Source organism: Limnobacter sp. UBA3528 (genome assembly GCF_002377005.1).
Lineage (GTDB): Bacteria > Pseudomonadota > Gammaproteobacteria > Burkholderiales > Burkholderiaceae_B > Limnobacter.
This window is the reverse complement of the sequence record NZ_DFOZ01000057.1, coordinates 1-13,663: the sequence shown is the minus strand read 5'-3', so window position 1 is coordinate 13,663 and position 13,663 is coordinate 1. Positions and strand designations below refer to the sequence as shown.

13 protein-coding genes are annotated in these 13,663 nt (G+C 53.8%); 1 reads left to right on the top strand and 12 read right to left on the bottom strand.

The genetic code is table 11. The features are described 5' to 3' along the window. Nucleotides 1-14 precede the first annotated feature (14 nt). The gene (locus B4N58_RS15395; RefSeq protein WP_291750616.1) at nucleotides 15-701 is read right to left on the bottom strand and encodes a sulfite exporter TauE/SafE family protein; all 687 of its coding nucleotides are present in this window, start codon (nucleotides 699-701) and stop codon (nucleotides 15-17) included. Beyond that, the gene (gene hemN, locus B4N58_RS15390) at nucleotides 702-2,132 is read right to left on the bottom strand and encodes an oxygen-independent coproporphyrinogen III oxidase (RefSeq protein ID WP_291750615.1); all 1,431 of its coding nucleotides are present in this window, start codon (nucleotides 2,130-2,132) and stop codon (nucleotides 702-704) included. Nucleotides 2,133-2,257: 125 nt separating this feature from the next. On the opposite strand from hemN, the gene fnr reads away from it, so the two are divergent. Further along, on the top strand, nucleotides 2,258-2,995 hold the full coding sequence (fnr, locus tag B4N58_RS15385; protein ID WP_291750614.1) for a fumarate/nitrate reduction transcriptional regulator Fnr: 738 nt from the start codon (nucleotides 2,258-2,260) through the stop codon (nucleotides 2,993-2,995). Here the strand turns inward: fnr and B4N58_RS15380 are convergent. The 10 genes from B4N58_RS15380 to B4N58_RS15335 all read right to left on the bottom strand — a co-directional run bounded on the left by B4N58_RS15380 (nucleotide 2,989) and on the right by B4N58_RS15335 (nucleotide 13,561). Continuing rightward, nucleotides 2,989-3,186, bottom strand: a complete 198-nt coding sequence (locus B4N58_RS15380; RefSeq protein WP_291750613.1) for a FixH family protein — start codon at nucleotides 3,184-3,186, stop codon at nucleotides 2,989-2,991. The genes fnr and B4N58_RS15380 overlap by 7 nt on opposite strands. Nucleotides 3,187-3,200: 14 nt before the next feature. Further along, nucleotides 3,201-4,625 (bottom strand): cytochrome c oxidase accessory protein CcoG, encoded by a 1,425-nt coding sequence (ccoG, locus tag B4N58_RS15375; protein WP_373567519.1) that lies wholly within the window; start codon nucleotides 4,623-4,625, stop codon nucleotides 3,201-3,203. A 2-nt stretch (nucleotides 4,626-4,627) separates the two neighbouring features. Then, complete coding sequence (ccoP, locus tag B4N58_RS15370) at nucleotides 4,628-5,554, bottom strand: cytochrome-c oxidase, cbb3-type subunit III (RefSeq protein WP_291750612.1); 927 nt, start codon at nucleotides 5,552-5,554, stop codon at nucleotides 4,628-4,630. After that, nucleotides 5,551-5,730, bottom strand: a complete 180-nt coding sequence (locus B4N58_RS15365; protein WP_291750611.1) for a CcoQ/FixQ family Cbb3-type cytochrome c oxidase assembly chaperone — start codon at nucleotides 5,728-5,730, stop codon at nucleotides 5,551-5,553. Before B4N58_RS15365 ends, ccoP begins: the two co-directional genes overlap by 4 nt. A gap of 1 nt (nucleotide 5,731) precedes the next feature. Next, complete coding sequence (ccoO, locus tag B4N58_RS15360; RefSeq protein WP_291750610.1) at nucleotides 5,732-6,349, bottom strand: cytochrome-c oxidase, cbb3-type subunit II; 618 nt, start codon at nucleotides 6,347-6,349, stop codon at nucleotides 5,732-5,734. 13 nt (nucleotides 6,350-6,362) lie between these two features. Further along, nucleotides 6,363-7,796, bottom strand: coding sequence for a cytochrome-c oxidase, cbb3-type subunit I (gene ccoN / locus B4N58_RS15355; RefSeq protein WP_291750609.1), 1,434 nt, complete (start codon nucleotides 7,794-7,796; stop codon nucleotides 6,363-6,365). 75 nt (nucleotides 7,797-7,871) lie between these two features. Then, on the bottom strand, nucleotides 7,872-8,033 hold the full coding sequence (gene ccoS / locus B4N58_RS15350) for a cbb3-type cytochrome oxidase assembly protein CcoS (RefSeq protein WP_291750608.1): 162 nt from the start codon (nucleotides 8,031-8,033) through the stop codon (nucleotides 7,872-7,874). A gap of 3 nt (nucleotides 8,034-8,036) precedes the next feature. Then, the gene (locus B4N58_RS15345) at nucleotides 8,037-10,316 is read right to left on the bottom strand and encodes a heavy metal translocating P-type ATPase (protein ID WP_291750607.1); all 2,280 of its coding nucleotides are present in this window, start codon (nucleotides 10,314-10,316) and stop codon (nucleotides 8,037-8,039) included. Nucleotides 10,317-10,368: 52 nt separating this feature from the next. Further along, on the bottom strand, nucleotides 10,369-12,792 hold the full coding sequence (locus B4N58_RS15340; RefSeq protein WP_291750606.1) for a hypothetical protein: 2,424 nt from the start codon (nucleotides 12,790-12,792) through the stop codon (nucleotides 10,369-10,371). A gap of 109 nt (nucleotides 12,793-12,901) precedes the next feature. Continuing rightward, nucleotides 12,902-13,561, bottom strand: coding sequence for a cupin domain-containing protein (locus B4N58_RS15335; protein WP_291750605.1), 660 nt, complete (start codon nucleotides 13,559-13,561; stop codon nucleotides 12,902-12,904). Nucleotides 13,562-13,663: the final 102 nt, after the last annotated feature.

Genomic DNA, 13,663 nt, shown 5'->3' with positions numbered 1-13,663 from the left:
AGCGCTGCGTTCAGTCACAGGCAAAAGCCCATGCTTTCCATCCACACCGGGCTGGAGATGAAACCGGCCTGCCTTCCCAACATAACACCCAAGCCAAGCAGAATAATCAAGCCACTGGCACGAAGCATGAGTGCGTCACCCACGCGACCTGACAGGGCTTGCCGAAGGCTGCTGACCAACTGCAAACCGGCACCGCTGGTGAGTGCAAACACCGCCATGATCAAGGCACCCTGCAACGGGCTGCCGGCAATGTAAGCCAGCATGAAACCCGCCCACAACACGCCACAGGGCATGAGCAGCCACAGCAAACCGGCTTTGAATGATGCGACAGGACTGACCTGCTGCACAGCGCCCAGCTTGCGCTGCAGGGCGGGCGGCAATTGGATTCGCTCTTGAACCAGCACGCCCAGCGATTGGCCGCGCCACAATAGCAACACGGCCGAGAATGCGAGCACGGACATCAGCATCCAGTTCAAAGCCTGAAAAACCTGAATGCCATTTGAAGCCATACCCAATACGCCAGAAGAAATTCCACCAGCCAGCGCACCACCCGCGGTATAGGCAAGAAAGCGCCCTGCTTGAAAATAGAGTGGCTTGCGTAACCAGGGCGCCGCAAACTGGCAAGCACACATGGAAACACAGTGCGGCATGGCCAGCAGGCCAAGCGCGAATGCAGAAGCAAGCAATGAAACGCTGATCAATTAGAGCACCTTGCTTTGACCTGTGGTTCGTTGATGAAAATAGCGATCAAACACCATGGCGATGGGTCGAATAAAAAACCAGCCCAAGGCGGTGACTTGAATGCCCTCTGCAGTCAGTTCAACAAGACCTTGCGCCATGAAGTCATGAAGCCTTTTGAGTTCATCCGCAAAGTAGGTGTCGAATTCAATCCAGTGCCAAAGTGTAAAGTCTGCAAACCGCACACTGCCCTGGCACAACAGACCCATGATGACGCTGTAGCGGATCAGGTCATCGCGATTGCATTCATGCCCTCTGAACATGGCCAAATGACCCCGTGAAAGAGAGTCTTCATACTCGTTCAGTTCACGGGTATTTTGTACCATGACAGAGCCCACTTTGCTGATCGCGCTCACACCAAGGCCAATCAAATCTGCATCGGGCTGTGTGGTGTAGCCCTGAAAGTTGCGGTGCAACCTGCCTTGCCGCTTGGCCACCGCCAGGGGGTCTTGGGGTTTGGCGAAATGATCCATGCCAATGTAGTCGTAACCCGCTGTCTGCATGCGTTCAATGGCCTGGGCCAACAGTGCCACACGACCTGCGGCATTCGGTAAATCCGCATCATGAATGCGGCGTTGTGGTTTGAAGCGCTCTGGCATGTGGGCATAGCCATACAAGGCAACACGGTCTGGTGACAGGCTGATCAATTGATCCAGCGTTTTCGCAAAGCTTCCCGGGTTTTGTTTGGGCAGGCCGTAGATCAAATCCACATTGATGGATTCGAAGCCGAAACGGCGTGCAGCTTTCACCAAAGTATCAACCGATTCAAAGCTTTGTTCACGGTGTACAGCCTTCTGTACCTGTGGGTCGAAATCCTGAACACCAAAACTGATGCGATTGAAACCAATGCCGCGCAAGCTTAGCAGACGAACTTCGTCCACGGTGCGAGGGTCAACCTCGATCGACATTTCTGCATTTGCTGCGAATGGAAACACCATTTTCAAACCCTGAACCAGACCCAGCAGTTCCTGATCATTCAAAAACGTCGGCGTGCCACCGCCCATGTGAAACTGGGTGACCGGGGTCAGGTTGCCTGTACCCATGCGCGCAATCAACATGGCCTCACGTTCAATGCAATTCAGGTAATGGGCCACACGATCGTGTTTCTTGGTCACCACTTTGTTGCAGGCACAGTAGTAGCACACCGATTCACAAAATGGCACGTGGACATACAGCGACAAAGGGCGTCGCAAGCCACCCAGACAACGGCTGCGCAAGGCGTCTTCAAATTCAATGGAGCCTACCGATTCGGTGCACTGGTCAATCGTCGGGTAACTGGTGTAGCGAGGCCCTGGAACATCGTAACTAGCCAGCAAATCATTCAGCGCAAGTGGAGTCGCCGGTGAGGCAAGAACACTGTGCTGTGTGTTGAACGGAAAGATGATTGCCGACATGTTGATCGCCCTGTTTGACGTTTATTCACCAACATAGTGCATGGTCGTTGCAGTGCATGCTTTGATCTGCATCAAGCCTTGAGTAAAATGAGCCCATACTCATACACATGGTGGTCTACCTGCACATGCTGAATCAAGCCTGCACAGTCTCCATTCAGGAGCTGAAACACAATTGCTCCAACTGCAATCTGAAAGAGCTGTGCATGCCAGTTGGATTGAAAACCGATGAACTGGACAGACTGGATTCCCTGGTCAGCCTGCGCCGCAAGGTAAGCAGGGGCGAAAACCTGTTCAGAACGGGAGAGACCTTCTCTAGCCTGTACGCCGTGAAAACCGGAACCTTCAAAACCTTGGTGAACAATCAGGATGGCAGTGACCAGGTCATTGGATTTCAGATGACGGGGGAATTACTCGGGCTGGATGGTTTGGGTACCGGGCAGCACATGTGTGATTCAGTGGCACTGGAAGATTCGGAGGTTTGCACAATTCCCTATTCCAGACTGGATGAATTGGCTCAAGAGTTTCACGCCTTGCAAATGCACTTTCACCGCATCATGAGCCGGGAAATTGTGAAGGACCAAAACGCCATGCTGCTGCTGGGTAGCATGCGGGCCGAGCAGCGCTTGTCGGCGTTTCTGGTGAATCTGGCTGAACGCCAAAAGGCGCGGGGTTTCTCGAGCCGCGAGATGGTGCTGCGCATGACCCGAGAAGAAATTGGCAGCTACCTGGGCATGAAGATTGAAACGGTCAGCCGAACTTTCAGTAAATTGCAGAAAGATGAGTTGATCAGGATTGATCAAAAAAACCTGACAATTCTGGATTCCGCTGGTTTACAAAACCTGGCTACAGGAAAGGTTCACTGAGCCTTTTGCACCTCAGGCTTGGCTTGCTGAATAGTCAAGCCCACTTTGTTGTGGGGCTCTGAAACGATCGCTTCAGGGTTAGACGCTGCGATCCAGGCTGTCACGAAACCCGCCAACACCACCGTGGCAGGCAAACCCCAAACCAGCCACATCCAGGGTTGTTTCATCATCGCGTTGTCGTTCTTTTTCATGGCGCAATATCTCCTTAACGGGGTGCCAAAAATACGGCATCTTCTTCGACAGTTTGAGCGCTCGCAGGCTGAACCATACCGTCCACAATCCTGGCGCTTTGAATATTGAACACAATCGGATTGGAACCTGACTCAACCCCTTCCGGGTCTGCCTGAACATGTAAAACCACCCATTGACTTTCAGTGGGCTTGACCCGAATTGGCGCGTCTTCAACCACCCTGAAATCGGGATTGTCACCTGACAAGCTGACTCGAACTTCAAGGACTTTCTCGCTGGCATTCATCAGATTGAGTCGGTACACGTTCTCAATCAGTCCGTCTTCGGCAAGGCGAAAACTGACAGAGCGATCTCGCAATACATCAACCCTTAAATCATCGCGCGCCACAATTGCTGCAGCCATGCCTGCGATCAGCAGCCACACCACGGCGGTGTACACCAGCACACGTGGGCGGAACGCTCGGCGCAACATTTGTGCCTTGCTCCATGCATTTTTCAACCCGTTCTGTGTGCTGTAGCGAACCAGCCCACGCGGGTAATTCATTTTGTCCATGACCTGGTCGCACACATCGACACAGGCAGCGCAACCGATGCATTCATATTGCAAACCTTTGCGTATGTCGATGCCTGTGGGGCACACTTGCACACACAGATTGCAATCAACACACGCACCCAAACCAAGCGCGGTGGGGTCTGCTTTTTTACTGCGGCTGCCACGGGGTTCGCCACGGGCTTCGTCATAGGTCACCAGCAGTGTGTCTTTGTCGAACATGGCGCTTTGAAAGCGCGCGTACGGACACATGTATTTGCACACCTGCTCGCGCATGAAGCCTGCATTGCCGAATGTCGCCAGGCTGTAAAAGCCGATCCAGAATAGTTCCCAGGGCTGGATAGTGAAGGTAAGCAGTTCCTGAGTCAGCTCCCGAATGGGTGTGAAGTAACCAACGAAGGTAAACCCGGTCCAGGCGGCAAACAGAATCCAGACTGAATTCTTCGCGACAGCCCGCCAAGCCCTGTCAAATGTCCATGGGCCTGCAGCACGGCGCAGACGGTCGTTCCTGTCGCCTTCTATCTTGCGTTCAAACCACATGAAAATTTCGGTGTACACGGTTTGTGGGCAGGCATAGCCGCACCACACACGACCCGCTACAGCGGTGAACAAGAACAGGCTCAGCGCCGAGATCACCAGCAGGCCCGTCAGGTAAATGAAATCTTGCGGATAAAAAACCAAAGGGCCGAGAAAAAACCGGCGGGTGTCCAGATCGAACAGCAAGGCCTGGCGGCCGTTGTATTCCAGCCATGCTGTGCCGTAGTACAACAACTGCGTGAACCACACCATGACCCAGCGAGAGCGTGCGAACTTACCCCACACCGACCGCGGAACAATCTTCTGGTCGGCTTGAAACATGGGGATCCATTCTTCACCTTTGAGGTTGCTCACGGTCACTTTCCTTGTTCGGGCGAATTGCTCATTTGCCACACATAGCTGCTCACCACGCGAATCTGTTCTGGAGTCAACAGGTGGGCATGTGAAGGCATGTTGCCCGCACGCCCCTTGACGATCGCCTCTACAATGGCGTTCTCGGTTCCGCCGTACAACCAGATTCGGTCTGCCAGATTGGGAGCGCCCATGGCGGTGTTGCCCTTGCCGTCTTCACCGTGACAGGCTGCACACACGTTTTTGAAGGTTTCACGACCCAACTGGGCCAAGACAGAATTGTTACTGCGACCGGAAAGGCTCAACACATACTGCGCAACCGCGCGCGCTTCTTGCGTACCACCCACTGCGTCGATCATGGGTGGCATCATGCCCTGGCGGCCTGCTTCGATGGATACGCGGATACTTTCTGTGTCACCACCGTACAGCCAATCCGCATCCGCCAGATTCGGAAAGCCCTTCGATCCACGCGCATCAGACCCATGACACTGCGCACAGTTATTCAGAAACAGACGCTGGCCCATGCCTAGTGCATCGGAATGACGCGCCACTTCTTCCATGCTCATGGCGGAAAATTGAGCATACAAAGGCGCAGCAGCCGCTTCGATTTTTGCACGCTCGGCTTTGTATTGCTCTGCAGACGTCCACTGGCTTACGCCCTCCCAAACAGCCAACCCAGGGTAGTACGCCAGGTAACCCAAGCCAAACACCACGCTGAGATAGAACATGCCCATCCACCAACGCGGCATTGGGTTGTTCAATTCTTTCAGGTCTTCGTCCCAAACATGGCCAGTGGAGTTGGTTTTCTCGTCCAGGCTGACTTTCAGTTTTTTACTGGCTTGAACCCACAACACAACGCCGCATGCCAACACACTGAGGACTGTGACCACTGCCACGACCCAAGGCACAACGGTTGAAAAAAAATCGCTCATTTTGACCTCTCTGCAATCGTTGTGCTGTCGTCGTCTTGAACCACAAAATCGCTGATTTTCGAAAACTCGGTTTTTCGCTTCCGGCTATAAGCCCAGAAGGTGATGCCAAGAAACAAGGCAAAAGCACCCACGGTGATGGCTTGTCGCCAGAAATTCACATCGTTCAGCATGTCCATGTCAGTTCCCCTGTACAGCCTGGCGCACACCCAAACCTTGAAGGTAAGCCACCAATGCATCCAGTTCAGTTTTTCCAGCCACTTCAGCAGGTGCTGCTGCCAGTTGCTCATCGGTGTAGGGCACACCAATTTTCACAAGCGCCTGCATGTGTTGAACCAGTTTTTCGCCATTCAGTTTTTTCTTTTCCAGCCACGCATAGCCGGGCATGTTTGATTCAGGCACCACATCGCGCGGGTTGATCAAGTGAATGCGATGCCATTCGTCGGAATAACGACCGCCGACACGTGCAAGGTCGGGCCCGGTGCGCTTGCTCCCCCACTGAAACGGATGGTCGTATACAAATTCACCAGCAGTTGAAAATGGACCGTAGCGCAATGTTTCAGCGCGGAAGGGGCGGATCATTTGCGAGTGGCAGTTAAAACAACCTTCTTTCAGGTACACATCGCGGCCTGCCAGCTGAAGTGCGCTGTAGGGCACAACACCCGGTGCAGGCTGGGTGGTACTTTTCTGGAAAAACAGGGGTGCGATTTCAACTGCACCACCCACGCTGATCACCAGCAGTACCAGCACCAGCATGAGCCAGGAATTGGTTTCAATTTTTTCGTGTTTGAATTTCATCATGGTCCCCAATTTAAGCGTATGCAGGCAAGGCAGGTATTTTTGCCTCAACACGCTGTCCGCCTTTGGCGGTCATCCAGCAATTCCAGGCCATCACAACCATGCCGCCGACATACAACACGCCCCCCAGGAAACGAACTACATAGTAGGGATAGGATGCTTTCACGCTTTCAACAAAGGTGTAGGCCAAGGTGCCATCGGGGTTCAATTCCCGCCACATCAAGCCCTGCATTACCCCGGCAATCCACATGGCTGCGATGTACAACACGATGCCGATGGTGCTGACCCAGAAGTGCACTTCAATGGCTGATTTGCTGTGCATTTCAGCCTTGCCGAACAGGCGGGGGAAGAGGTAGTACAAAGACCCCATGGAGATGAAACCCACCCAGCCCAAAGCGCCGCTGTGAACGTGACCAATCGTCCAATCGGTGTAGTGGCTCAGCTGGTTCACGGTTTTGATGGACATCATCGAACCTTCAAAGGTGCTCATGCCATAAAAGCTCAAGGAAACGACCAGGAAGCGAAGGATGGGGTCGTCGCGCAGCTTGTGCCAGGCACCGCTCAAGGTCATGATGCCGTTGATCATGCCACCCCAGCTTGGCGCCAGAAGAATCAGAGAGAACACCATGCCCACGGATTGGGTCCAGTCGGGCAAGGCAGTGTAGTGAAGGTGGTGGGGACCTGCCCACATGTAAGTGAAGATGAGTGCCCAGAAGTGAACAATCGACAAACGGTAAGAATAAACAGGCCTGCCCACTTGCTTTGGAATGAAGTAATACATCATGCCAAGGAAGCCCGCAGTCAGGAAGAAGCCCACGGCATTGTGGCCATACCACCACTGCACCATGGCGTCTTGAACACCGGCATACACGGAATAGCTTTTCATCCAGTCTGCAGGAATGGCTGCGCTGTTAACCACATGCAGCAACGCTACCGCAATAATGAACGCGCCGTAGAACCAGTTGGCCACGTAAATGTGGTTGACCTTGCGGATGGCCAAGGTACCAAAGAACACGGCCGTGTAGGCGAGCCATGTCAAGGTGATCAGAATGTCGATGGGCCATTCCAGCTCGGCGTATTCCTTGCCTTGTGTGAAACCCAAAGGCAGTGAGATGGCCGCCGCGACAATCACAGCCTGCCACCCCCAGAAATGGAAGGCGGCCAACTTGTCAGAAATCAAACGCACATTACAAGTTCGCTGCACCACGTAGTAGGACGTGGCGAAGAGCGCGCAGCCACCAAAGGCAAAAATAACTGCATTGGTGTGCAGCGGGCGCAAGCGGCCATAACTTAGCCACTCAATGCCCTGCCCCAGTTCAGGCCAGGCCAGTTGTGCGGCGATCCAGCAGCCGACCACCATGCCGACCACACCCCACACAATCGCGGCGATTGAGAACTGCCGAACTACTTTGTAGTTGTAGTGTTCGTTTTGAAGTTGTTGGGCCACGAAAGCCTCCGGAAAATTGAAAATATTTGGAGGTTTCAGTGTGCGCTTGCGACAGTCAAGCCGCCTTGATCTAAATCAATCGTCAGTGATTTTGCTACTGTCGTCGTCTTCAACAATCTGATTGGCTTCTTTGGAAGACACTTCAAACTGGCCTGTGTTGACTGCCCAAAACAGTACAATGCCGATCACGGCCACCAGCACCAGACTCAAAGGGATCAGCAAAAAAAGAATGTCCATGAGCTATCGTCCGTGTTTCACGCGCAGGGCATTCATAAAGACAAGTAAGCTGCTCAAGCCCATGCCGACAGAGGCCATCCAGGGGGTTAGCAGACCCATGGTAGCCACCGGCACAGCGACGCCGTTGTAGGCCAATGCCCAGAACAGGTTTTGACGACCAATGGTTTCAACCATTCGCGCGGTGTTGACAGCCGACACCAAGCCCGCCATGCCGGGCTTGGTCATCAAGAAATCAGCTTGCCCTGCGCTTAAAGTCGACGCACCCGATGCGGCGAACGACACATTGGCTTGTGCGAAAGCACCACTGTCATTCAACCCATCGCCAACCATGGCCACGCAATGGTTGTTCGCCTGTTGCGATGCAATCCAGTTGACCTTTTCTTCCGGGGACATACCGCCCATGCGGGAATCAAACTTCAACGAGGGCATCCATCGCTCAACGACATTGGCTTGATCACCCGACAACAAATTCAAACTCAAACCCTGTTGATTCAAAACAGCCAGCTGGTCAATCAACTCGCCATCCGTTTGTAAATTCACGGCAAACTTCAACACCTGCCGAGAATCCGGATTATTGTCAGTCACACACACTGCAAATACTTCGCTTGTGTTGCCATGCCGCCCACCGAGTCCGCAATGTTCGGAAGAGCCCAAACGCAGTTCAACCGAATGATCCAACAACTTGCATACACCCACCAAACCGGCACCCGGCAATTCTGCAAAATAAAGCCATTGAATAGGCTGCGCTATGCCTTGCACATTGAGCGGCTGAAACAGATGGGCTGCGACCGCCCTTGAAAGTGGATGGGCGGAGCGCTTGGCCAACATGCACAAGGCGTTCAGTTTGTCGGAATCAGTGATTTCGAGATAACCGAGAACAGCTTGCTGACTCACCTGCACCGCATTGTGTGTGGCCAACGTACCGGTTTTGTCCATGGCCACCACATTGACTTTGGCTAAGGTATCCAAAGCCTGGGGATTTCGAACCAAAACACCCGCATCTGCAAGGCGGCGAATGCCAAACAGCCGAACCAAAGGCAAAGCCAGTGCCAAAGCGCAAGGGCAGGTCACGATCAATACTGCCAGGGTAGCGCTGGCAGCCAGTTCAGCTTGTGATTGAACCACACCCCAATACAACGCTGTGCCGGCCGCACAGACCATTACTCCGAATACAAACCAGGGCAAAATTCGATCGACTTTGTCTTGATCGCCTGGCTTGGCGGCCAAAGCCTGCAACAACAACTGGCCAATTGACAACAGACTGTCACCACTTGGATGCGATGTAACACGCAGAAGAGATTGTTCACTCAACAGACGGCTACCAGCCTGAACCAGATCACCTTTGTGCTTGGCAACAGGGTCAGCTTCGCCAGTGCGCATGGCTTCGTCTACCCACAGGGTTTCGCTTGAGTTGGAATGGGCGGGACTGAATTCGGAATCCACTGGTACCGCCTGGGACTTGTTCAAGCGATACACCTGCCCCGCACGCAACAGCGCCACAGGCATTGTTTTCCAGCCACCATTGTCATCGGGCACATCCACCTGAACTGGCATGTCGGGCTGGAGCGTGGCCAAATGATTCAAGGCGTGCGCCGTTTGGTTGTCCACCAGCATTTGAACCAGAAGCAACAAGGTCAGCAACATGGCAATCGAATCGAACCACACATGGCTTTGCATATTGCCCAAGCTCAAGCTGCTTAAAACAAAGGCAAGCAAGAGACCGATTACGATGGGCTGGTCCATCACCAGCCTACCCTGTACCGTGGCGGCCCAAGCACGTTTGTAATAAGGGATCGCGCAATACAACATCAAGGGCAGGGCAAGCACCCACTGCGCCCAGCGCAACAGGCCGCTCTCGGACAGGCCGATGTCTTCAGCTGCGAAAATATATTCAGGCGTGCTGTACATCATGATCTGCATCATGCACAGTGCGGCCACCAGAAAACGCAAGAAACGAGACCGGGCTGACCTTCGATTGCGCTGTGCCTGAATTGCGCCCGATTCAGCTTTTTGCAGGCCAAGGATATAACCAAGTCGTTGTGTTTTGTCGACCAACTGGTCGATTGCAATCGGGTTGACAGCCACCCAGTGCGCCAGGTGACTGGCCGGATTGACTGAAAATTCTTTGAACCCGGACACCTGTCTTGCAGCATGCTGAATGTCTACCGCGCAGGCACCACAGTCCATGCCGCTGACGCGGGCAATGCCCTCCCACAGGCCGTCTGCACGACGAAACTGGCTGGCTGCAAGACCCTCGGATTGAGAAACGGTGTCTGGGTTCATCACTGCATCATAACCAGCTTGAAAAAGCCTGGTCTTGATGCAGATCAAGGAATCATGACGCAGCACATTCCGGCAATGGCTCGCTACCCTTGAATATCCAGATTGGTGCGCTCACCGCCACAATTCGATCGCCACGTTTGACGCGCACGAAGTACCAGTTCTTTCCATCGCTCGGGGTTACAGTGAATCGTCCATTTTTACCGGTCTGGGTTTGCAGGGGCAGGTAGCGCTGCTCCTGATTGCTGCGCGGGCCTGACTGCGAACTGAACAGTTCAAACGACATGTCCTGCAAGGCGTCCATTGGATCGATGCTGCTAACGTTAAATTCAAACTGAACCGTATTCGCCTTTGTACCAATGCGTGAGCCCATGGGCAGACGCTGGTTATCTTGCGTAACGGCTTCAAAGTTCATGCGCAGGGCATTTTCATTTTGAGCCACTGTGTAAAAGCGGCGTGCTAAAAAAGCTTCGCGAATATCGGCTTGATTGTTGGCACGCGATATAAGCACTGTTTTGGGCAAATTGCCACCGCCCCAGTTGGTTTCATGGTGGTCTTCCGAACCGGCTGGCCCCACGTACCAACCCTTGTCCAAGGCGTGGCCGTACCAAGAGCCAAACTTGCCATCGGTGTCGTATTCATCGCCTTTGCCAAACACCTCAATGCCCACCACGCGGTAGTCGGCAGGTGCCACATATTTGAAGTCGTTGAAGGCATAGGCTGGGTCGCCTTGCTGAAACACATTCAAGGCATTCAGCGCACCAGCCATGCGTGTGGCTTGCCCCACGCCCTCGCCAATTTGCAGTAGGGCGCTGTGCAGGGCGTCTTCACGGCCCGGGTGGTTGAATACCAGAATGCCGTCACCACCACCGCCCAATTGGGGCGACAGTACAAACCACTGCCAGAACAGGTCCATGGACACCAGATAACCCGGCCCCAGCTTGGCGTTGATGTTGTTTCTGCTCAGGTACACATTGGCATGCCCGAAGCGGTCAGAGGTCCATTCAAACCCCCGCATGGCGGTGAACAGGCCAGGCGACTCGCCAGTCACCTGATTGGCCTGGTTCAAGGTACTGCGCCACTTGGTGAGGCTGTTGGGCAGGTTGTCGGGATCAGAGATGAGACAAGACAAAGGGTTGTCGGTGCAATTGTCGGTGTCGGGCAAGGCCAGAGGAATGGCCAGGTTGTCGGAGTGATCCGAGGACATCACGAAGTCCATGCCGCGTTCACGGGTTTGCTGGTACACCTGAAGCGGATCGGTGTTGGCTTGCCCGTCAGAATAGGCGGTGTGCTCGTGCATGGCACCCAACAGGTGGGTATAGCCTTGCCCATTCAAACCGCCGCCATAGAAGGGTGTGCATTGGCCCGCTGAAAACTGCGCACTGTTGGGTTGTTGGGTACCAACTGGTGGAGCAGACAACAAGCCAGCCAAGGGACAACCCAAGCGTGTGGGGTCTTGCAGGCATTCCAGAAGACCGGCGTTGCTGCTGGTGTTGCTGCGCACGCTGGCATCCACGCTGCGCTGGTCCACTGAGGTTTGGAAATTGGCCCGGTCCGACACTTCGATGCGGAAGCTCAGGGTTTGATTGGCTAGGTCGATTGGAATTTGTACCTGAGCCATTGCCTTGTCGGCGTTGTTGATCGCCAGCATGGTACCTGCTGTTTGTGTCCAGCGATAAAACAAAGTGTCGCCGTCGGCATCATTTGCGTTCACTTGCAGGTTCAACATTTCACCGGGACGTACCGGTTCAGGCAATGCGCTGGCGCTTTGAATCACTGGTGCAGTATTGGCAGGGCGGTTGGGCGTAGTGACATTGAACAGCTTGAAGCCCAGGCCAGCTTCGTTGTCGATTGCAATGGCCCGCAAGGTGTAGGTTTGTGATTCAGGCGAACCGGGAAGCTGCGCACTCAAATTGCAGCTTGTTTCTTCGTATTGAATGTTCAGTGTTTCATTGCGCCACTGGTAAGTTTGAATGGTACCGTCGGAATCGGTGGAATCACACGCGCTGGCCATCAACCTGTTGTCAGTCTGGATTGGCACCACCGTGGTATTGACCACGGGCAAAGCGTTGTCGAAAGTGTTCTGGATGGTGATTTGAACCTGGTCTTCCAGCACGGTGCCATTGGAAAGCTGGGCTTGCACCACAAACTCGACAGGGGTGTCGTTGTTGACTTGGGGTAACTGCAAATTCAGGACTGATTCGTCGGAGCGACCCGCATCGCCAAAGAACACTGTTTCTTCACTGACAGGAAACCAGGCATAAGCCACCACAGAATTTTGATCCGTGTTTTGCACCGTTGCGCGCAACTCGATGGTGCTGCGCTCTGCGGCTTCCTGATCGCTTCCCGCGCTTAGGGCAGGAAGGTTTTCCTGCCCTTCTGTTCTCGTGGGGGTATTGCTGTTGTTGTCGCTACCACCACATGCGGCCAGGAGTGAAACAAGAAGCGCAGGAAAGAAAATTCGGGTGGTATACGACATGGCAACAGTCCAATTGGGTTTGGTACTGTTACCAAGTTGCGCGTGCTTGGGATGAGGTGAAACCTTCTAAGAGACAAGTCACCAAACTGACACAATTAGTGCCAATTTGTTATGCGTCGATCAAATGACCCGTGCGGACAAGAATGGTACAACCCGGTTTGCTGAACGGTGTGTGTGCACTGGCATGCGGACTGCGTATCCAGGTGCCCGCAGGGTAATCGCCATGTTCATCTGAAAACACACCTTCAAGCACGAAAATTTCCTCGCCGCCCATGTGGCGATGCATATTGAAATAGGTCTCGGGCGCCCACTTCACCAGCGCAGTGTGACGGGTCTCGAAACTGTCCAGCGGCATGACCTTCAAGCCTGGCACCAGGCCCTGTCGCCATTCTGCTGTGTTGGTATTGATGACCACAGGGGTTTGATCTTCAGGCCGCATGTGGCGCAGCTTCACGAGTATGGTGCAACCCTCGGTAGACTTGGGCGAATGCTTGGTGCCCACCGGGTTTTTAACAAAGGTACCTGCTGGGTAGGCACCAAACTCATCTTCGAACGTGCCTTCAAGCACGAAAAATTCCTCGCCACCGCCGTGTTCATGTTCCGGAAATGCACAGCCCGGGTCGTAACGCACAATCGAGGTTAAACGCGCCACTTCATCGCCATCTCGCTCCAGGGGTTTGCGCCATACACCAGCGGCTGGTGAGGCAACCCACTCGACGTTGTTGCTGTTGACGACTGCGCGTTGGGAAAGATCGGCGTTGAGTTTCATGGTGCTGCTTGGTGAGTACTTACTGCGATGGATTTATTTTACCGCAAAGCTCGACGGTGAGTTTGTTTAGCCCAATCAGCTTGGGTTCCGATCTCTCGCCAG